Raw genomic sequence first — 19,533 nt, 5'->3', positions numbered from 1 at the left:
ATCAGCCGTTGGGGTAAAGAGACAGAAGAGCTGTCGATAGCAGCTCGTCGGCGTATCGGTGCGCCGACTGGCTGCCTTCATCCGTCATGCCCAGTTCACGACAGCGGTGGTGGACGGTGTCGAGGATCAGGCTGGCAATGCCCTTGGCATGATCAACATTCGCGTTTTCGGAGGTATCCAGCGCCATGGCGAGCGAGGTGATGGACACGATCTCGAGCACGGTCATCCGGGCTTCCAAATTGAGCCTTGCCGTTCCCGCAGCCTCCCCGTCGTCTAAGTCATCAAGCCTTCGCGTTTGGTCCATGCTGCGCCCCTTATGTTAGAAAGTCCACATAGAGGCAAAATCGGGACTGTAAAGTGCCCGTCGTGAAGATAGTCGCAAAATCACACGCGCCGGAAAAGACGTCGTTCCAGCGTGTCGATCAGTGTCTGGGCGGCTTCGCTCAGGGACCCGCTGTTGTCGATCGTTACGACCGAATAGTCGCCATCGACAGTGAGGGAGCCGCGCTCGAGACGCCGCAGGATGTCCTCGCGGCATTCCCGTCCCCGCGCTTCGAGCCGCGCGGCGAGCACGTCGCGCGAGGCAATGACGTTGATGACCAGCATGGCCGGATACGCTGAGTGGAAGTGTGCAAGCGCCGAACGGGAGCCATTGGCGATGACCAGACTGCCACCTTCGACGGCATCGAGCGTATCCTTAGGAATGCCATAGGATAGCCCATGCGCATTCCAGGACACGGCAAAGCGTCCGGCTTTTTCCAACGCAGCGAACTCGTCCTCCGAGACACCGTCGTGGTCCTCGCCGCCGGACGCCGGGTCCCGGGTGATTGTGCGGCGGGCAAACACCACGTCGTCACGATCCGCAAAATGCCGCGCAGCCTCCGCCATCAGCGTGTCCTTGCCCGCACCGCTCGGGCCGACCACGACGACGATCACGCCGCTTTTGCCACTGTCGCTATTCGCCGGGCGGCCGTCCATCAGGCGACCCGCCGACCTTCGCGCCACACGGCACGCGCCACCGGCACGCCCTCCGGACGATGAACCCGGACCAGATCGGCGCGCAGGCCGGTGGCGATCCGGCCGCGATCGTCGAGGCCGACGGTGCGGGCAGGCGTCGCACTCACCATGGCTATCGCCTTCGGCAGCGAGATGCTGTCGACCTCGTCTGCCAGGATGAACGGCGCGTAGAGCAGGCTGAGTGGCACGTAGTCGGACGAAAGCACGTCGAGCACGTCTTTCTCAGCCAGATCGCGGGCGGCAATATTGCCGGAATGCGACTTGCCCCGCACGATATTGGGCGCGCCCATCAGCACGCTCATGCCGGCCTGGTGCGAGGCCTTGGCGGCATCGAGACTGGTCGGGAATTCGGCGAGCTTCACACCGTTGCCGATCGCCTCGTCCACATGCGCAAGCGTCGCATCGTCATGGCTGGCCACCGTAATGCCGTTATCGGCGCAGACCTTCGCGATGGCGATGCGGTGCGGCGTCGAATTGCGCTCGGACTCCTCGACGCGCTTTTCGATGAAGATCTTGAAGGCCTCGTCGGAAAGCCCGCGCTTCTTCTGGTAGTAGAAAATGTACTGGTCCATCGTCTGGAACTGCCGCTGACCCGGCGCATGATCCATCAGCGAAACGAGCCTGACATAAGGGTCGTTGGCAAAATCGGCGAAGTGATCAAGCACATTGTCGGCCGAAACCTCGCAGCGAAGGTGGATCAGGTGTTCGGAGCGCAGGCGGCCCTGGCGTTCGGCGGCCTGGATGGCGTCGGCCATCGCCCGCATCTCGCCCTGCTCGAAGCCGCCATCCTCGTCCGATCCCATACGGAGGCAATCGAACACGGTGGTGATGCCGGAAGAGGCGATCTGCGCGTCATGCGCCTGGATCGCCGCCGTCGCATTCCACCGCACGCCCGGACGCGGCGAATAGTGCTGTTCCAGATGGTCGGTATGCAGCTCGACAAGCCCGGGGATCAGATAATCGCCCTCGAAGTCCTCGCCGACCTGTGCGGACCCCTCGGAAATGTCTGCAATCTTGCCGTCCCGGATCTGGATGGAGCCGGTCACGATGCTGTCCTCCAGCACGATGCGGGCATTTGTGAATACGGTCTCGACGGTCATGGGGTCGTCTTTCTGATATCGGAGGCCGGCGCCAAAGGCAGCCAGCGGTGAACTGTAAAATCTGCGCCACGCTCGCGCTCAGTGAAGAGCGCAATTCCGTTGATGGAGAGCGGTGCGTTGGTAAAATCTGCAAATCTGGTTTCAAGCGCCGTTCGCATCGAAGGCGCCTGTTCGAGCGGAACCTGTCCGGTCAGCGTCATGTGAAAGCGGAACTCGTCCATCACGTAGGGGTAGCCCCAGGTCATCAGGTTGTCGCGGTGTTCGGGTGAAAGGTTCTCCGGTTTGCGCCGGGCAATATCGGCATCCGAAAGCGGCGCGCGGAACGGCTCGAAATCTTGGACCACGCTTGCGGCAAAGGCCTGTAGTTCGGGATAGACCCGGTCCGGCACCAGAGCGAAGAAGCGCCCGAGCTGGCCGATGATGGCATTCGGAATGTCGAATGCAGGTGTTTCCGCTGCAAACGCCTCGAAAGCGTCGATCAGTTCAGCCTCGCTGCGTCCCTCGGCAAGCTCGAACGGCGCCTTCAGCGTCGCATGAAAGGCGTAGCGCCGCGGATCGGCCGTCAGCGCGTGCACGTCCTCAGTGGAAATGCCTTCCACGACCGCCGTCTCGAATCGCTCACCGCTGAAGGCATCGCGGCCGAGCCAACGGGAGGCGGTCTTCGTCAGCGGGTGATCCGCTGCGGGCGAAAAGTAGAGAGCATATCGCAAGGCATGGTTCCGGAATCAGGAAAAGGGCGATGTCCGAGACTAACCATCTGTCGCGCCTCGAGACAGCCTTCGGCTAAAAGATTTCCATGACAGAATGATGATGCGGCAACCTTTTAATGTGTCGGGCCACCGATCAGACGTGAGCGGATCGCGTTGGACACATTGTCGAACAGGAAGACCACCATCAGGATGAGCAGAACCATGTAGGCAACCTTGTCCCAGTCCGCATTGGTGCCCATCGCTTCGAGCAGCTTGAGGCCGATGCCGCCCGCACCGACGGCGCCGATAACAGTCGCCGAACGGGTGTTCGATTCCCAGAAATACAGCGACTGCGAGATGAACACCGGCAGCACCTGCGGCACGACGCCGAAGCGGTTGACGATGACGGAGGGCGCGCCCACCGATTTGACACCCTCGCGCTGCTTGTCATCGACATTCTCCACCGCTTCCGAATAGACCTTGCCGAGCGCACCGGCATCCGTGAAGAAGATCGCCGCGATACCGGGGATCGGTCCGGGGCCGAAGGAGCGGGTGAAGAACAGCGCCCAGATCAGCATGTCGACGGAGCGCAGGAAGTCGAACAAGCGCTTCATGCCCCAGTTGGCGGCCCGGTTGCGGGTAATGTTGCGCGCAGCGATGAAGGCGAGCGGGAAGGCGAACAGCGTCCCGAGGAGCGTGCCGACAAAGGCCATGACCAGCGTCTGAAGCAGTTTCGACAGAATGTCCGCATGCTGCCAGACATTGTTGCCAAGGAAGTCGTCGCGCATGTGGCCGATGTTCGAGCGTTCCGGATCCAGCCGCTCGCCGATCGTTGCAAGGTGTGCAAGCTCGCCCCAGCTCTTGCCCCAGAATGCCGACTTGGTGTCGAACAGGAAGTTTGCCCATCCAAGGAAGCGACGCTGCACATAGACCTGTGCCGGCCGGATTTCCGCCTGCCCCTCGAAGCCGTAATCGACCAGCACCTTGGCTCCGTCTTGGCGGAGTGCCGAGGGCGCATCGGCTGGCGCCGTCGCTGCGTTGCTGTCGATCGTGACTGGATAGACCGTGCCGTTCAGATAGACATCGACCCGGCCCGGCGTCACATCCAGACGGTCCGCATCACTGCCATAGGTCACGCGGTAGCCGCCGCCTTCGGTCGGCTTAAGCCAGGAGATGTCGGAACCTTCGGCATACTGCCCGCGGCTCGACCACTGCGGCTTGACGGTGCCGTCGTCTTGGAAACGCAGGCGCGGCTGGGCGCGCCAGGAATACCAGTCCTGGAGATAGAGCGATGCTCGGTCCCACTGGCCGTTCCTGAAGGCGGGACCGACATTGAAGGCGAAAAAGCAGGCAACCAGATAGGCGAGGATCAGTCCGGAGCCGATCACCAGTCCGTAGCGCTGCAGGAAGGACCGTTGAAACACCTGCGGATAGGTTTCGCGCAAGCGCTCTCTGTCGGATGCATTGATGGCAGGTACCGATGGCATCAGGCTGCTCCCCTGCCAAGTTCGAAGGACTGCTGGCCGATCAGCCGGCGGCGAAGCCAGGACGAGAACTGGTCGATGGCAATGACGCTGACGAGCAGCAGAATGATGATGGCATAGGTCTTGGCCGCATGATCGCGACCGATCGCCAGGCGAAACACCTCGCCGATACCGCCGCCACCGACCGCACCGATAATGGTCGAGGCGCGCACGTTTACCTCGGCGCGCAGCAGCGTGTAGGAGACGAAATTCGGCAGCACCTGCGGAACGATCGCGAAGCGTACCCGCTCGACCCAGGACGCACCGGCGGCCCGCAAACCCTCATCCGGCTTCATGTCCGAATTCTCGACCACCTCGAAGAACAGCTTTCCGAGCGCGCCGATCGTGTGGACGGTGATCGCGATGATCGCCGCGATCGGCCCGATCGACAGGATCGCCGTCAGAAGTCCGGCAATGACGATTTCCGGAAAGGCACGCAGGATTTCCATGATGCGGCGAACGACGAAACGCACAGGCCCGGCACCGACAAGATTGGTGGAGGCGAAGAAGCACAGCAGAAAGGCGATGGCGGAACCGATGATCGTCGAAACCAGCGCGATGTTGATGGTGATGATCAGCTGGTAGAAGAAATTCGGGATGTAGAACGTGTCGGTAAGATAGTGGCGATCGGCCGTATAATCGTATTTCAGCGAGCCGTCGGCATAGGGGGAGGGAAGGTCGAACATCGCCCGGATGATTTCCATCGGGCTGTCAGGCACGAAGCTGCGAATGAAATCGAACATATAGGGCAGGCGTTCGAAGAACTTGCCCGCATTGGCGTCATTGGCGAATTTCAGCGAGGCGAACAGCACGACCAGAAACACGCCGATCGTGATCGCGGTATAGACGCGGCGGGTTCGCAGCTGCTGCCGGTAGTGCTGCATCATCAGGGATGCCGCCGGTCCCAGTCTGCTAGCGGGAGCGCCGCCGAGATGTCCGGTCGTCTGTTTGCTGATCGTCGCCATGCCCGTGTCTCTCGTTGCAGAACGGCGGCACCTTCTGCAGATGCCGCCGCCAGGTCTTTTGAAGGGTGATCAGCCGCCGATAACGGACTTACGGGCGTCGACGATCGTCTGGTAGAAGGCCGGATTGACTTCGATGTAATCCTTGTTCTTGCCCTGGGTGAAGGACTGGAAGCAAGCGAGGTTCTTCTTCGGCAGTTCCATGAAGAAGGCCTTGACCTTGGCCTTCATGTCGGCCGGAACCTTGTTGGAGACCATCAGCGGACCGTTCGGGATCAGCGGCGACTTCCAGACCTGGACGATATCGTCCATGTCGAGGTTACCCTTGGCGACCATCTGGTGCAGGTTGCCGCCGCTATAACCTTCTTCCCACTTGCCAACGCCCGAACCGAAGGTCGTGCCGGCATCGAACTTCTTGTCGAGGACTGCGAGAACCAGGTTCTCGTGGCCGCCGCCGAAGCCGGTTTCGGAGAAATACTGCTTGACCGGCATGCCGATTTCTTTCGGCAGCGCGACATTCGGGACGAGATAGCCCGAGGTCGAATCCGGATCGGCGAAGCCGATCTTCTTGCCCTTCAGGTCAGCCAGCGTCTTGATGCCGCTGTCCTTGCGGGCAACCATGATCGAGTAGTAACCGCTCGAGCCGTCCGAACCCGTGTAGGTCAGGATCGGGTCCACAGCCTTGTCGTCCTTGAGCGCGATGGCTGCGTAGGAAGCCGCACCCATCGAAGCAATGTCGATCGTGCCGCCGAGCAGGCCCTGGATAACGCCGTTATAGTTCGGCGACGGGAACAGCTTCACTTCGGATACGCCGGTCGCAGCCTTCAGGCCATCGGCAACGCACTGGGTGTTACGGATCTGGTCGGCTTCGTTTTCCGAGCCGTCGAGACCGATGCGCAGAACCTTGACGTCCTGGGCAAGGGCGGAACCGGCGAGCAGGCTGAGCGTCGCGGCAGCAAGCAGAGTTTTTCTGAACATGGTGATCTCCTGTTTCCGGATCATCCGGAGTTGGGTCGTGAAGCAACGCGCCCTTAACGTGGGCAGACGATCTGGATGCGGCTCAGGCCCTGGCGCTTGCCAGGCTGCCCATTCCGGCCGATTGCTTTGCGGCAGCCGCGGGGGCCACGGGATTGTTGATGCTGGTCGAGGTCATCGTCTCGTCGATTCCGGCACCGTCGCGGTCCGATCCGTAGATCTCGCTGACGGCCTGCGCGTTCAGCTGCGACGGCGTGCCGTCGAAGACGACGCGGCCGCCGGCCATCCCGATGATCCGCTCGCAGTAGGCGCGCGCCGTATCGAGCGTGTGCAGGTTGGTGATGACGGTAATGCCCTCGCGCTCGTTGATGTCGCGCAGCGCGTCCATCACGATCTTGGCGTTGAGCGGGTCGAGAGAGGCGATCGGCTCATCGGCCAGAAGCATTTTCGGGGCCTGCATCAGGGCGCGGGCGATGGCCACGCGCTGCTGCTGACCGCCCGAAAGCGTGCCGGCGCGCTGCATGGCAGTCTGCTCGATACCAAGACGCTCGAGCGCTGCGATCGCCGCCATGCGCTCGTCGTCGGTAAAGATGTTGAGAAGGCTCATGATGCTGGATCGGTGGTTCAAGCGGCCGAGCATCACGTTGGTCATGACGTCGAGTCGCGGCACCAGATTGAACTGCTGGAAGATCATCGCGCAGTCGCGCTGCCAGTTGCGCAAGTCGGCGCCCTTGAGAGCGGAAACCTCGAGATCGCCAAACCGGATGGAACCGGAGCTCGGCTCCTGCAGGCGGTTGATCATGCGCAGGAGGGTCGACTTGCCGGCGCCGGAGCGACCGATGACGCCGACCATCTGACCTTGAGGTATCTCCACGCTGACGGCGTTGACTGCGATATGATCGCCGAAACGTCGGGTGACATTCCTCAATTCAAACTTCATGTTTTTCAATCCGTCCCATTGCCTGGTGAGGATCGGATTAGCCTTCGTTGATGAACCCTGAATGTCGGTTTTATGTAGGTTTTGTTACATCTTTGCGCGGCTGGAATGCTTTGCTAAGCCGCGTATTTGGCAAGAAAGTCCTCAGCCGAAAGCGCCCGGAAATCGTCGAGTGCGGTGCGCAGCTTGAGGTGATCCCAGTCCCACCACGCAAGGCGATCCATGCCTTCGCCGACCTCCCTCGTAAAGCGTTCCCGGATCAGCTTGGCCGGCACGCCGCCGACGATCGTGTAGGGGGCGACATCCTTTGACACCACGGCTCCGGCGCCGATCACCGCGCCGTTGCCGACCGTCACGCCCGGCAGCACGGTGGCACCGTGGCCGATCCAGACGTCGTGGCCGATCGTCACCCGGTTGTCGCGTCGCCACTCGAAAAAGTCGGTCTCGTCTTCAGCGTCGTCCCAGTAGTTGGCGGCACGATAGGTGAAGTGATGCAGCGTGGCCCGCCATGTCGGGTGGTTCGTTGCATTGATGCGGACGGAAGCGGCCATGTTGACGAATTTGCCGATCGTCGCGCACCAGATGGAGCCGTCCTGCATGATATACGAGTAATCGCCGATCTCGGCCTCGTCGATGCGGCAGCGCTCGGAGATTTCCGTGTAGCGACCGATCGTCGAATTGCTGACGCTCGCCGTCGCGTGGATAACGGGGTTGATACCGACCTTGGCACTCATGCGGCAACTGCCTTTCGTGGTGAAAACGCACTGACATCGAGAATACGGTCCGCAACGGCCTCGCGCACCTCTTCGTCGTGGAAGATGCCGAGCATGGCAACGCCCTCGGCTTTCTTGGCAGCGATCATCTCGATCACAACCCGCCGGTTGGTCGCGTCGAGCGATGCGGTCGGCTCGTCGAGAAGCAGAATGCGGTGGCTGGTGATGAACCCGCGGGCAATGTTGACACGCTGCTGCTCGCCGCCGGAAAAGGTGGCGGGCGGAAGCGACCAGAGTTCGCGCGGTAGGTTGAGTCTGGCGAGCAGTTCAACCGCCCTGTCCTTGGCTTCCGCGGCATCGATACCGCGGGCAACAAGCGGCTCTGCCACCACGTCGACGGCAGCCACGCGCGGCACGGTGCGCAGGAACTGGCTGACGTAACCCATCGTATGCCGGCGAACCTCGATAATCGTGCGCGGATCTGCTGCCGCGATATCGACGATCTTCTCGCGGTGATTCACCAGGATCTGGCCCGCATCGACGGCATAGTTGCCGTAGAGCATTTTCAGGATGGAGCTCTTTCCGATCCCCGAGGGGCCGCCGAGCACGACGCATTCGCCGCCGGCCACGGAAAAGCTGACGTCGTTGACGACCGGCAGCTTGATGCCGTCGCGCAGGTGCATGATGAAGCTTTTGAAGACTTCGGAGACGACGAGTGGAGTGGCCATCGGTCTGTCCTATACCTGGAGAATCGAGGAGACGAGCAACTGCGTGTAGGGCTCGCGCGGGTCGTCGAGGACACGGTCGGTGAGCCCCTGTTCGATCACGTGACCGTCCTTCATCACCATCATCCGGTGCGACAGAAGGCGGGCGACCGCGAGATCATGGGTGACGACAATGGCCGAGAGACCGAGATCGTTGACCAGACCGCGCACAAGGTCGAGCAGCCGTGCCTGTACCGAGACGTCGAGGCCGCCGGTGGGTTCGTCCATGAACACGAGGCGCGGACCTGTCACGAGATTGCGGGCGATCTGCAGACGCTGGCGCATGCCGCCGGAAAAGGCGCGCGGCTGGTCGTCGATGCGATCCGCGGAGATTTCCACGCGTCCCAGCCAGTCGGTCGCCGTTTCGCGGATCTTGCCGTAATGCCGGTCACCGACCGCCATCAGCCGTTCGCCGACATTGGCGCCCGCCGATACCGTCATGCGCAAGCCATCGGCCGGGTTCTGGTGCACGAAACCCCAGTCGGTGCGCATCAGGAACCGCCGTTCCGCCTCACTCATGTGATAGAGATCGCGGAAATTGCCGTCGCGCATCCGGTATTCGACACTGCCGGCGCTCGGCATCAACCGGGTCGACAGGCAGTTAAGCAGCGTCGTCTTGCCGGAACCGGATTCGCCGACGATGGCGAGCACTTCGCCCGGCCACAGATCGAAACTGACATCCTGGCAACCAATCCGGCTGCCATAGAATTTCGAAACGCCGCTGACTTTGAGAAGGGGATTGTCGCTCATTCCGCAGCCTCCTTGTTGGGGGCGAGCATCTCGCCGACATGGCCGTGTTCGCGTCGGTCTTCGCAATGGTCGGTATCGGAGCAGACGAACATCCGTCCGCCCTGGTCGTCGAGCACCACTTCGTCGAGATAGACGCCGTGTGCGCCGCAAAGCGCGCAATCCTGCTCGAATGTCTGGATCTCGAACGGATGGTCCTCGAAATCCAGGCTGACCACTTCGGTATGCGGCGGAACCGCATAGATCCGCTTTTCACGTCCGGCGCCGAACAGCTGCAGCGCATCGGACATGTGCATTTTAGGATTGTCGAATTTCGGCGTCGGCGACGGGTCCATCACGTAACGACCGTCGACCTTCACCGGATAGGCATAGGTCTTGGAGATGCGGCCGTTATGGGCAATGTCCTCGTATAGCTTCACATGCATCAGGCCGTATTCTTCGAGCGCATGCATTTTCCGGGTCTCGGTCTCGCGCGGCTCGAGGAAGCGCAGCGGTTCCGGGATCGGCACCTGATAGACCAGCACCTGGCCTTCGGTCAGCTTCTGCTCGGGAATGCGGTGGCGCGTCTGGATGATCGTCGCGTCCTTCGTGTGGGTGGTGACAGCGACATTGGCGACCTTCTGGAAGAAGGCACGGATGGAGACCGCATTGGTCGTGTCATCGGCACCCTGGTCGATGACCTTCAGCACATCGTCCGGACCGATGATCGCGGCCGTCACCTGCACGCCGCCGGTACCCCAGCCATAGGGCATCGGCATTTCGCGCGAAGCAAACGGTACCTGATAGCCGGGTATAGCGATCGCTTTCAGGATCGCGCGGCGGATCATCCGCTTCGTCTGTTCGTCCAGATAGGCGAAATTGTAGGTGGCGAGATCGGCACTCATTCGGCAGCATCCTTCATCTCGGTATCGCCGTAGCGAGCGGCCTCAACCTCGGCGCGCATCTTGCGCACCATGGCAAGCTCCGCCTGGAAGTCGACGTAATGGGGCAATTTCAGGTGTTCGACGAAGCCCGTCGCCTGCACATTGTCGGAGTGCGAAATGACGAACTCCTCGTCCTGCGCCGGCGCGGTAATGTCCTCGCCAAGCTCTTCCGCACGAAGGGCGCGATCCACCAGCGACATCGACATCGCCTTGCGCTCGCTCTGTCCGAACACGAGACCGTAGCCGCGGGTAAACTGCGGCGGTGCTATGGAGGAGCCCTTGAACTGGTTGATCATCTGGCACTCGGTCAGCTGGATGCGCCCGAGCGAGACCGCGAAGCCGAGTTCCGGCATGTCCATTTCCACCTCCACCTCGCCGATCCGGATCTCGCCGACGAACGGGTGGTTTCGGCCATATCCGCGCTGGGTCGAGTAGCCGAGGGCAAGCAGAAAGCCCTCGTCGCCGCGGGCGAGTGCCTGCAGCCTGAGGTCACGACCCATCGGAAATTCCAGCGGCTCGCGGGTCAGGTCTCCGGCAGCGTGGTCATCGGGCAGGTCGCCGTCCGGCTCGATCAGTCCTTCGTGTGCGAGAATGTCGGAAACGCGCATGATCTCCTCGCCGGACGCCTCTTTGCGTGCAGGATCAGCGATCGCTTCATCCGTCAGAAGCGAGGGATCGAGAAGACGATGGGTGTAATCGAAGGTGGGACCGAGCAACTGGCCGCCCGGCAGATCCTTGTAGGTCGCCGAGACGCGTCGCTCGACCGTCATGGCTGCGGTATCGACCGGAACGGAAGAACCGAACCGGGGCAGCGTGGTGCGGTAAGCTCGAAGTAAAAAGATCGCCTCGATGAGGTCGCCACGGGATTGGCGCACCGCAAGCGCTGCGAGCGACCGGTCATAGAGCGAGGCTTCCGCCATCACCCGATCGACAGCAAGACCAAGCTGTTCGGCGATCTGCTCGATCGTGAGTGCGGGAAGCGCCCGGTCGCCGCGACGGCGGTCGGCAAGCAATGCGTGAGCGTTGGTAATGGCGGCCTCGCCACCCTTGACTGCAACATACATGGGTTTGATCTCCTTCGGCTCAGCCGGCAATCCGGGTGGTGCGCGGCAGGCACAGGAACTGCGCTCCGGCGGTGAGGATGACGTCGACTCCGCGGGGAAAGAGCGCCCTGTTGTCGTCCCAAAGCCTCCCGAACATATCCGGCAGTCCCGAGACTGCGACCGTTTTGGTGCCGAGGATCCCCGGTCCGGTCAGGCTCAGTTCTTCGCCGTCGCCAAGAGCCGAGACCTCGAGGATCAGGGTCGTGGATCGATCCGGGTATTCCTGGGTACCGGCGGCAAACAGGCCGAAGGAAGAGGGCGCTATCCCGGCTTCGATGAAGGCAAAGCTGCTCTGCGCCTTTTCTCGGGTGATCGGTGCACCCGTATGGAAACCGATCCATTCCGGCATCGCAGACTTTGCAAGCCCGGCACTCAGCCAGACGGGGGTATCGTGATCGCAGAGCGTCAGAGCAATCGCGCCAGCCGCATTGCCGAGCGGTTCGGGCTGACCGGCCTGGAGCGCGGCGTCGTAGATTGTTCCGGGCCGCGCCATTCCGTCCATCAGCGTTTTGAAAACGGTCTGGGATTGGAAGACCGGGTCGGCAAACCCACCGGCGAGTGCTTGCGTATGGACGGCCATCAATCGTCTCCCCGTACCATTGTGAAGAAGTCGACGCGGGTCGCCGCGGTCTCTTCGGCTTTCTGTCTGTCCTCAGTGGCGATGCGGCTTTCCGTCGGTGAAAGAAGCGCCGTTTCGACGAAAACGCGGGTCTCCGCCTCCTGCCACAGCGCATCGAAGATCGCAGACAGCCGCGCCTTCTCCTTGTCGGTGCCAAGCGCCTGGGCATGGCCCGCCGTGCCGGTGGCAAGAAGGATGGTTGCGCGGGTGACCGTTGCTTCGCCGAGATTGAAGGGCGAGCCGCCGCCACCGATCCGGCCGCGAACCATCACCAGACCTGTTTCAGGTCCGCGCACGGGTTTGACGGTTGGCTTGTCGGACAGCCCGTTCCAGGCGGTCTTCAGTTCGTCGCAGGATGTCTGCGCCAGAAGCTCGATGCAGCGGCGCCGCTGTTCCGGTTCCGCCAGTGGCTTGTGATTTCCCGCAAGATCCATCGGTCATCTCCTAAATGTCTATTTATATAGACAACCATACAAATTACATGTACCAATAAAGCTGGCGTATAACAAGCGTGTGACAGGGGTACTGATCGGGTGATTGTTCAGAGGCAGAGCGGCGTCGCGTTGTGGCGGCAGATAGCCGACCGTATCCGCACGGCGATCGCGAACGGCGATTACGACGCGACCGGCAAGGTGCCGCCGGAGATTTCGCTGGCGGCGGAATTCGGCGTCAACCGCCATACGGTCAGAAGCGCGCTGGCAGCGCTGGCGCAGGAAGGCATCGTGCGGGCTGTTCAGGGCCGGGGAACGCTGATCGAGCGAAAGGAGCGGCTGAATTTCCCGATTTCCAGGCGCACCCGGTTCAGCGAGGGCATCGGCGATCAGGCCAAGGAAAAGGAAGGTCTGCTGCTGGCGGCATCCGAGGAACCGGCGACATCGGATCTGGCGTCGCGACTGCAGCTACCTGTCGGTGCTGCCGTGATCCGACTTGAAACCTTGCGCAAAGCGGATCGCCGTCCGGTCTCACGGGCAACCGCCTGGTTCCCGGCCGAACGCTTTGCAGGGATCGCAGAGGCCTATCGCGACAGCGGCTCCATCACGGCGGCCTTCGCGGCGCTCGGCCTGACCGACTATCTCCGCGTCTCGACCGAAGTCACGGCGGTGCACGCAGACAGCGGCGATCTTGCGGATCTGGAATTGTCGCCGGGTGCGATCATGCTGGTAACGCGTGCGTTGAACGCAGATCCGGATGGCGTGCCCGTGCAATATGCAATCAGCCGCTTCCCGGCCGACATGGTGCAGTTCACGATCGAGAACTGACAATTGAAAACGCCGGCCCGCATTGTCCATGCGAGCCGGCGCGATCTTGAAGACTTGGCGCGTGTTAATGCGCGGCGGACATGTCGCCCAGAACCTTCTTCGACGCGACGGTGGAATCCGCGTTCAGCACGTAGACCATCGGCACGCCGGTCGCGAGGTTGAGCTTGAGGATCTCTTCCTTGCTGAGACGGTCGAGAACCATCACCAGCGAGCGCAGCGAATTGCCGTGGGCGGCAACGAGAACCTTCTCGCCGCGCAGCACGCGCGGCAGGATCTCGGTCATGTAATAGGGCCATACGCGGGCACCGGTGTCGCGCAGGCTCTCGCCGCCCGGTGGCGGGATGTCGTAGGACCGGCGCCAGATATGGACCTGTTCCTCGCCCCATTTCGCCCGCGCGTCGTCCTTGTTGAGGCCGGAGAGATCGCCGTAGTCGCGCTCGTTCAGGGCCTGGTCGCGGATGGTTTCAAGGTCGGTCTGGCCGAGCTTGTCGAGCACGATCTTCAGCGTATCCTGCGCGCGCTTGAGGTCGGAGGTGAAGGCGATATCGAACTTGATGCCGGTATCGGCAAGCGCCTGGCCGCCGGTCTCGGCTTCCTGAATGCCGAGCGGGGTAAGCTCGGGGTCCTTCCAGCCGGTGAAAAGGTTCTTCAGGTTCCAGTCGCTCTGGCCGTGGCGAACGAGGACGAGTGTACCGCTCATGAATTGAATTCCTCCGATAGTGTCAAGAAAGCCCGAGAACGTCGAGCATGGAATAGAAACCCGGCTTTTCGTCGCGCGCCCAGACGGCCGCAGTCACCGCGCCGCGGGCAAAGATCGAGCGGTCGCGGGCACTGTGCGACAGCGTCACCAGCTCACCTTCGCCGGCAAGAATGACCGAATGATCGCCGACAACGGAGCCGCCGCGAAGCGTCGCAAAGCCGATCGTGCCGGCGGGGCGGGGGCCGGTATGGCCGTCGCGCACCCGAACCGATTGCGTGGCAAGATCGATGCCACGCCCGGCAGCCGCTGCCTCGCCAAGCAGCAGCGCGGTGCCGGATGGCGCATCCACCTTGTGCTTGTGGTGCATCTCGACGATTTCGATATCCCAGCCAATAGCAGGAAGCGCTTTCGCCGCATCGCGCGTCAGCACGCCGAGCAGATTGACGCCAAGGCTCATGTTGCCGGACTTCACGACCCGTGCATGCCGGGCGGCAGCCTCGAATTTTTCCTCGTGCTCCGGTCCGCAGCCGGTCGTGCCGATCACATGCACGATGCGCGCCTGTGCGGCGAGCCCGGCAAACGTCACGCTTGCGTCAGGTGCCGTGAAATCCAGAACGCCATCGGCGTCGAGAAACGCCTTCAGGGGATCGGTGGTAACGGTAACGCCAAGCGGCCCGGTTCCGGCAAGATCACCGGCATCCTTGCCGACGAAAGCTGAGCCTTCCCGTTCGATTGCGGCATGAAGCGTGACGCCGTCGGTCTCGTGGATGATCCGGATCAGGGCCTGGCCCATACGGCCTGCCGCGCCAACCACTACAAGCTTCATGTCGTTTGCGGCCATGGGCGACGGGTTTCCTAGAGAGTTTACGAAAAATCTTTGACGGGCAGTTGCAGGTTGTTGAGGCGAGCGTAGAGCCCGTCCTTGCGCTGCGCAAGAACCTCATGCGTGCCTTCTTCCATCACCCGGCCTTCGTGCATCACGATGATCTTGTCAGCCTTGACGACGGTGGAAAGACGATGCGCGATGACGATGACGGTGCGTCCGCGCATGGCGGTATCAAGCGCCTTCTGAACGGCGGCCTCGGACTCGTTGTCGAGCGCAGACGTCGCTTCGTCGAGCAGCAGGATCGGCGCATTCCGCACCAGTGCGCGGGCAATCGAAAGCCGCTGCCGCTGGCCGCCGGAGAGGCTCATGCCGTTTTCGCCGACAGGCGTTTCATACCCGAGCGGCTGCGCCAGGATGAACTCGTGGGCATAGGCAAGTCTTGCCGCCTCTTCCACTTCGGCATCCGTCGCTTGCGGCCGGCCGTAGCGGATGTTGTCGCGGATGGTGCCTTCAAACAGGTAGGGCTGCTGCGAGACATAGGCGAGCTGATGGCGCAGCGACGACTTGGTGACCTCGGCAATGTTTTGCCCGTCGATCAGGATGGCGCCTTCCGCCGGGTCGTAGAAACGGGGAATGAGGCTGATGATCGTCGATTTTCCGGCGCCGGATGGACCGACAAGCGCCGTCGTCTGGCCACCTTCGGCCACAAGATCGACACCGCGCAGGATCGGGCTGCCACTGCCGTAGGAGAACACGACGTTCTTCAGTTCGACGCGCGCCTTGTCGACGACGAGGTCCTTGGCACCGGCCATTTCCCGCTGTGCCGGCTGCATATCGAGAAGGGCATAAATCATCTGCGCGTTGACGACGGCACGGTCGAGCTGCACCTGCAGCTTGGCGAGGCGTCTTGCCGGGTCATAGGCCATCAGCAGCGCGGTGACGAAGGCAAAGAAAGCGCCTGGAGGTACGTTGTCATAGATCGAGCGGAACGCCGCATAGGCCAGCACGCTTGAGATCGCAAAGCCGGCAAAGGTTTCCGTCAGCGGCGACGTGCGCTCCGACAGACGGGCGATACGGTTGGCGCGGCCTTCTGCCGCTTTGATGATGCGGCTCACCTTGCTGTCGAGTTCGCCTTCCATCGTGAAAGCCTTGACCACGGCGATGCCCTGGATGGTTTCCTGCATGGCGCCAAGCACGCGGCTGTTCTGTTCAACAGCCTCTCTTGTGGCGGCGCGAAGGCGCTTGGAAACATAGCGCAGCGCATAAAGAAGCGGCGGTGCGACTGCAAAGACGATGAGCGACAGGACCCAGTCCTTCGTCACCATCACCCCGATCAGCGCGACCAGCGTCAGGAGATCGCGCGCCGTGGAGGTGACCGTCAGGTTGAGGACGTCACGAACGCCGTTGATGTTCTGGCTGATCTGGGCAGCAAGATGGGCGGATCGGGCTTCGGCAAAGAAGCCGACCGACAGCGACATCAGGTGCGAGTAGATCCGGCGCTGATAGCGGGCGACGATATTGTTGCCGATCTTCGACAGCGTCACGGCCTGGCCGTAGGTGGCAAAGCCGCGCAGCACGAAGGCGGCGAGGATCGATCCGCAGATCAGCCAGACGATATCCGCCCGCTTGTTGGCGAACGCCTCGTTGACGACCTTTTCCATGATCCACGCCGTGAAGGCTGTCGAAAGGGCGACCATCACCAGGCAGGATATTGCAAACGCATAGGATCGCACGTGATCCCGGCCATTCTCGGCGATCACCCGCTTGAGCACGCTCACGATGGTGACGGAATCCACGTGGCGCTTCTTGTCTTTTGCGGCGTTCAATAGGGCATTCCCGTTTCGGCGTCATGCCGGAGTATATTTCCGAAGGCGCTATTAAACGCTTGGGCAGGCTTTTGCCAGCCAATCGCGGGTGATTCCATCGCGCTGTTGCATTCGGGCACGTCGGCCCGGCGCAACTACCGCTGCCAGCAACGGCCTTCCAGCGCAATTCCGTAGGTCGCAGGCGAGCGCGCAAAGCTGGCGAGACCGGCAAGGGCCGCCTGCGGATGCGTGACGACAAAGGTCGGAATGGTCTTCATCAGCTCGTTGTGCGGCGCCTTGTCTTCGAACTCTTCACGAAACGCGGGCTTCGTCAATGCATCAAGGATCCGCGGCGAGATGCCGCCACCGAGAAAGACGCCGCCGCGTGCCATGAAGATGAGCGCGAGGTCACCGGCAAGGCGACCGAGATAGCGGACGAAAAGCTCGATCGTTTCCGCCGCCTGCGGGTTTTCGCCGGAAAGTCCCTGTTCGGTCACTTCGGGCGGAGCGTCCAGGATCGGGGCGATGCCATCGGCAGCACAAACGGCGTTGTAGATGTTGAGAAGACCGCGTCCGGAAATGATTTCCTCAGCCGACACCCGACCGTCGATGCGACGCAGATGCGGGAAGATCTCGAAATCCCGCTTCGAACGCGGACCGATATCCACGTGCCCACCTTCGCCGGGAACCGGGAACCAGGTGTTACGGGCATGGACAAGCCCTGCAACGCCAAGACCTGTCCCGGGACCCAAGACAACGCGCGATGCCTCGGTCGCTTCGGCGATCGGACCAATCGGCTGGCGATCAGCCGCAGTAAGCGAAGCGACGGCCAGTGCCTGTGCCTCGAAATCGTTGAGCACCAGAACCGTATCGAAGCCGAGTTCCCCGATCATCTTCTTCGGACGCACGACCCATTCGCAATTGGTGAGGTCGATCTCGTCACCATCGATCGGGCCGGCGACCGCAAGGATCGCGCTGCGTGGCTTGTGCACGGAGTTCTTCAAGACGACATCGGCGATCGCATCGTCGATCGTTTCATAGTCTGCCGTCTGCACATGCGGGAACTGATCCGGCGCACTCGTTGCATCGACGAGGATGGAGAAGCGGGCATTGGTGCCGCCGATATCGCCGATCAGGATCGGGAAGGCGAATGTGTGCGGTTGCACTTCAGCCATGGCGAATTCTCTCCTCCTACTGGAAATCAACAAGCTTTTCGGCCGTGGCACGGTTGAGCGCCATCGGGATATCGTAGACGGTCGCAAGCCGCGTCAGCGCCTTGACGTCGACGTCATGGGGAAGCGCGCTCAAGGGATCGATAAAGAAGATCAGCATGCCCACCTCGCCGGTTGCGATCATCGCGCCGATCTGCTGGTCCCCGCCAAGCGGACCGCTTTTCAGGCGTGTGACATCGAGATTGGGAGCAGCTTCAAGCACGCGGCCGCCGGTCGTACCGGTCGCGACGATGCGAAACTTGGATAGTGCCGCCTGATGCCGGCGCGCAAATTCCGCCATCTCGTCCTTCTTCAGGTCGTGGGCAATAAGCGCGATGCAGGGAAGCGTCAACATGGAATTCCTCTGCAAAGCCGTCGATCGGATTGCTGCGATTGATGCTGGCCTTCTAGCCTGCCTCCGGCGGGAAGAAAAGATGGTCCCGACGGAATCCCGGTCAGCGCGAAGGACGCGGGCTCGGCAGCGGAACGTCGGAGCCCGGGCCGGGCATATCGCCGTCCGTCATCGTATCCAGACTGCTGGCCGCGGCAGGAAGCGGTACCGATGGAGAGTAGGCCATCCCGCCGCCACCCTGGAAAGTCGCGTCCTGCTCGGAGCGGGAGGGGGCGCGAAGAACCGCAGCGCAGGCCCTGGGAAGGTTGGACAGCATAACCTGGCGCGGCTTTACCGGCTTCTTGTTCGGATCCGCAGGCTTCGGCGGCGCCCAAGGCTCCTTGGTAAACCACCAGGCGAGCGCCTTGCTGTTGCAGTCGTCGGTGGAAGGCGTCGATGCCTGGCGTTCGCAGCCGGCAGCGCCCGGCGGGCAGTTCATGCGGATATGAAAGTGTTCATCATGGCCGTAAACCGGCCGCACCTTGCCAAGCAGGCTCCGGTCGCCGGTCCAGGTCTCGCACAGCTTCTTCTTGATTGCCGGATTGACGAAAACGCGCTGCACCTGCGGATAGCTGGCAGCCTGCATTACAAGACGGGCATGGGTCGGGCTCCAGCGGCGGCTGTCGACGGTCAGGAACTTGCTCTTGTCCAGCATCGAGGTGAACGGAATGTCTTCGCGCTGCGCCGGCGAAAGTGGCCGCTGCGGCTTCGGCGTGAACCAGATGTCGGCATCGAGCCCGATCTGGTGCGAGGCATGGCCGCTTGGCATCGGGCCGCCGCGCGGCATCGAGATGTCACCCACCAGAATGCCCGTGCCCCAGCCGAGACCGGCCGCATCGCGTGAGAACTGTTCCAGCAGGGAGATCATCGCCGGATTGCCCCAGCGGCGATTGCGCGAAAGGCGCATCGCCTGCCAGGTCGGCCCGTCCGTCGGCAAGGCCACGGCGCCGGACTGGCAGCCCTTGGCATAAAAGCCGAGCGGTTCGGCATCGCCTCGGTTGGGCAGTTTAACGGAACCGAACAGCTGTTTGGCGGTCCTTTCCTCCTGGGCGAACGTCGGTTCGGAAATCGCGCCGCAAAACAAAGCGGCAGCAGCCAGGCCCAGAATGGTCTTAGAAATCGGTCTCATGCACATCCGCCGCAAATCAAATCAGTCCTTCTTCTACCGTGAAATGCGATTTTGTTGAAATGGAGATCGCAACCGGTGCCGGATTTCGCGGATAAATCGCTTGTGACAGCGGCTGCCTGTCTTTTGCTGTTATTTGCCCT

At 62.0% G+C, this 19,533-nt stretch carries 22 protein-coding genes; 1 reads left to right on the top strand and 21 read right to left on the bottom strand.

What is annotated here, in order from left to right; genetic code table 11:
• Position 1: 1 nt before the first annotated feature.
• The 15 genes from AC0JZ8_RS04955 to phnG form a co-directional block, all read right to left on the bottom strand.
• A complete protein-coding gene (locus AC0JZ8_RS04955) occupies positions 2 to 226 on the bottom strand; it encodes a hypothetical protein (protein ID WP_062454169.1) in 225 nt (74 codons plus the stop codon).
• Between the two features lie 158 nt (positions 227 to 384).
• Positions 385 to 978 (bottom strand): phosphonate metabolism protein/1,5-bisphosphokinase (PRPP-forming) PhnN, encoded by a 594-nt coding sequence (gene phnN, locus AC0JZ8_RS04950; protein WP_062454168.1) that lies wholly within the window; start codon positions 976 to 978, stop codon positions 385 to 387.
• Positions 978 to 2,117 carry an alpha-D-ribose 1-methylphosphonate 5-triphosphate diphosphatase gene (locus AC0JZ8_RS04945; RefSeq protein ID WP_062454167.1) on the bottom strand — a complete coding sequence of 380 codons (1,140 nt, stop codon included), beginning with the start codon at positions 2,115 to 2,117 and terminating at the stop codon, positions 978 to 980. The genes phnN and AC0JZ8_RS04945 overlap by 1 nt, the downstream gene beginning before the upstream one ends.
• Positions 2,114 to 2,827, bottom strand: a complete 714-nt coding sequence (locus AC0JZ8_RS04940; protein ID WP_471891950.1) for a DUF1045 domain-containing protein — start codon at positions 2,825 to 2,827, stop codon at positions 2,114 to 2,116. Before AC0JZ8_RS04940 ends, AC0JZ8_RS04945 begins: the two co-directional genes overlap by 4 nt.
• A 113-nt stretch (positions 2,828 to 2,940) precedes the next feature.
• Complete coding sequence (gene phnE / locus AC0JZ8_RS04935; RefSeq protein WP_471891949.1) at positions 2,941 to 4,293, bottom strand: phosphonate ABC transporter, permease protein PhnE; 1,353 nt, start codon at positions 4,291 to 4,293, stop codon at positions 2,941 to 2,943.
• Positions 4,293 to 5,213 (bottom strand): phosphonate ABC transporter, permease protein PhnE, encoded by a 921-nt coding sequence (gene phnE, locus AC0JZ8_RS04930; protein ID WP_092664139.1) that lies wholly within the window; start codon positions 5,211 to 5,213, stop codon positions 4,293 to 4,295. The genes phnE (AC0JZ8_RS04935) and phnE (AC0JZ8_RS04930) overlap by 1 nt, the downstream gene beginning before the upstream one ends.
• Positions 5,214 to 5,363: 150 nt before the next feature.
• Entirely contained in the window at positions 5,364 to 6,269 is a 906-nt protein-coding gene (gene phnD / locus AC0JZ8_RS04925) for a phosphonate ABC transporter substrate-binding protein (RefSeq protein WP_062578625.1), read from the bottom strand.
• Between the two features lie 82 nt (positions 6,270 to 6,351).
• The gene (phnC, locus tag AC0JZ8_RS04920) at positions 6,352 to 7,206 is read right to left on the bottom strand and encodes a phosphonate ABC transporter ATP-binding protein (protein ID WP_471891948.1); all 855 of its coding nucleotides are present in this window, start codon (positions 7,204 to 7,206) and stop codon (positions 6,352 to 6,354) included.
• Positions 7,207 to 7,319: 113 nt separating this feature from the next.
• Positions 7,320 to 7,937 carry a DapH/DapD/GlmU-related protein gene (locus AC0JZ8_RS04915; protein ID WP_471891947.1) on the bottom strand — a complete coding sequence of 206 codons (618 nt, stop codon included), beginning with the start codon at positions 7,935 to 7,937 and terminating at the stop codon, positions 7,320 to 7,322.
• Positions 7,934 to 8,644 (bottom strand): phosphonate C-P lyase system protein PhnL, encoded by a 711-nt coding sequence (gene phnL, locus AC0JZ8_RS04910; RefSeq protein ID WP_471891946.1) that lies wholly within the window; start codon positions 8,642 to 8,644, stop codon positions 7,934 to 7,936. Before phnL ends, AC0JZ8_RS04915 begins: the two co-directional genes overlap by 4 nt.
• A gap of 9 nt (positions 8,645 to 8,653) precedes the next feature.
• Positions 8,654 to 9,430 carry a phosphonate C-P lyase system protein PhnK gene (gene phnK / locus AC0JZ8_RS04905; protein WP_062578633.1) on the bottom strand — a complete coding sequence of 259 codons (777 nt, stop codon included), beginning with the start codon at positions 9,428 to 9,430 and terminating at the stop codon, positions 8,654 to 8,656.
• On the bottom strand, positions 9,427 to 10,311 hold the full coding sequence (locus AC0JZ8_RS04900) for an alpha-D-ribose 1-methylphosphonate 5-phosphate C-P-lyase PhnJ (protein ID WP_113109309.1): 885 nt from the start codon (positions 10,309 to 10,311) through the stop codon (positions 9,427 to 9,429). The genes phnK and AC0JZ8_RS04900 overlap by 4 nt, the downstream gene beginning before the upstream one ends.
• On the bottom strand, positions 10,308 to 11,414 hold the full coding sequence (locus tag AC0JZ8_RS04895; protein ID WP_471891945.1) for a carbon-phosphorus lyase complex subunit: 1,107 nt from the start codon (positions 11,412 to 11,414) through the stop codon (positions 10,308 to 10,310). The genes AC0JZ8_RS04900 and AC0JZ8_RS04895 overlap by 4 nt, the downstream gene beginning before the upstream one ends.
• Before the next feature lie 19 nt (positions 11,415 to 11,433).
• The gene (gene phnH / locus AC0JZ8_RS04890; RefSeq protein ID WP_430250659.1) at positions 11,434 to 12,033 is read right to left on the bottom strand and encodes a phosphonate C-P lyase system protein PhnH; all 600 of its coding nucleotides are present in this window, start codon (positions 12,031 to 12,033) and stop codon (positions 11,434 to 11,436) included.
• A complete protein-coding gene (phnG, locus tag AC0JZ8_RS04885; RefSeq protein ID WP_471891944.1) occupies positions 12,033 to 12,506 on the bottom strand; it encodes a phosphonate C-P lyase system protein PhnG in 474 nt (157 codons plus the stop codon). Before phnG ends, phnH begins: the two co-directional genes overlap by 1 nt.
• A gap of 99 nt (positions 12,507 to 12,605) precedes the next feature.
• On the opposite strand from phnG, the gene phnF reads away from it, so the two are divergent.
• Positions 12,606 to 13,331, top strand: a complete 726-nt coding sequence (gene phnF / locus AC0JZ8_RS04880; protein ID WP_471891943.1) for a phosphonate metabolism transcriptional regulator PhnF — start codon at positions 12,606 to 12,608, stop codon at positions 13,329 to 13,331.
• A gap of 64 nt (positions 13,332 to 13,395) precedes the next feature.
• Here phnF and AC0JZ8_RS04875 read toward each other — a convergent pair whose 3' ends face one another.
• The 6 genes from AC0JZ8_RS04875 to mepA form a co-directional block, all read right to left on the bottom strand.
• Positions 13,396 to 14,031 (bottom strand): 2,3-bisphosphoglycerate-dependent phosphoglycerate mutase, encoded by a 636-nt coding sequence (locus AC0JZ8_RS04875; protein WP_062454154.1) that lies wholly within the window; start codon positions 14,029 to 14,031, stop codon positions 13,396 to 13,398.
• Between the two features lie 22 nt (positions 14,032 to 14,053).
• Positions 14,054 to 14,872, bottom strand: a complete 819-nt coding sequence (dapB, locus tag AC0JZ8_RS04870; RefSeq protein WP_471891942.1) for a 4-hydroxy-tetrahydrodipicolinate reductase — start codon at positions 14,870 to 14,872, stop codon at positions 14,054 to 14,056.
• 23 nt (positions 14,873 to 14,895) lie between these two features.
• Positions 14,896 to 16,683, bottom strand: a complete 1,788-nt coding sequence (locus tag AC0JZ8_RS04865; protein WP_471891941.1) for an ABC transporter ATP-binding protein — start codon at positions 16,681 to 16,683, stop codon at positions 14,896 to 14,898.
• A gap of 134 nt (positions 16,684 to 16,817) precedes the next feature.
• The gene (locus tag AC0JZ8_RS04860; protein WP_113109315.1) at positions 16,818 to 17,837 is read right to left on the bottom strand and encodes a glucokinase; all 1,020 of its coding nucleotides are present in this window, start codon (positions 17,835 to 17,837) and stop codon (positions 16,818 to 16,820) included.
• 16 nt (positions 17,838 to 17,853) lie between these two features.
• Positions 17,854 to 18,228, bottom strand: coding sequence for a methylglyoxal synthase (locus AC0JZ8_RS04855; protein ID WP_471891940.1), 375 nt, complete (start codon positions 18,226 to 18,228; stop codon positions 17,854 to 17,856).
• A 100-nt stretch (positions 18,229 to 18,328) separates the two neighbouring features.
• On the bottom strand, positions 18,329 to 19,393 hold the full coding sequence (gene mepA / locus AC0JZ8_RS04850) for a penicillin-insensitive murein endopeptidase (protein WP_471891939.1): 1,065 nt from the start codon (positions 19,391 to 19,393) through the stop codon (positions 18,329 to 18,331).
• Between the last annotated feature and the right edge of the window lie 140 nt (positions 19,394 to 19,533).

It is taken from the genome of Velazquezella soli (assembly GCF_977018685.1).
Note: the sequence above shows the minus strand (reverse complement) of the source record. Positions and strands in the feature narration are given on the sequence as shown.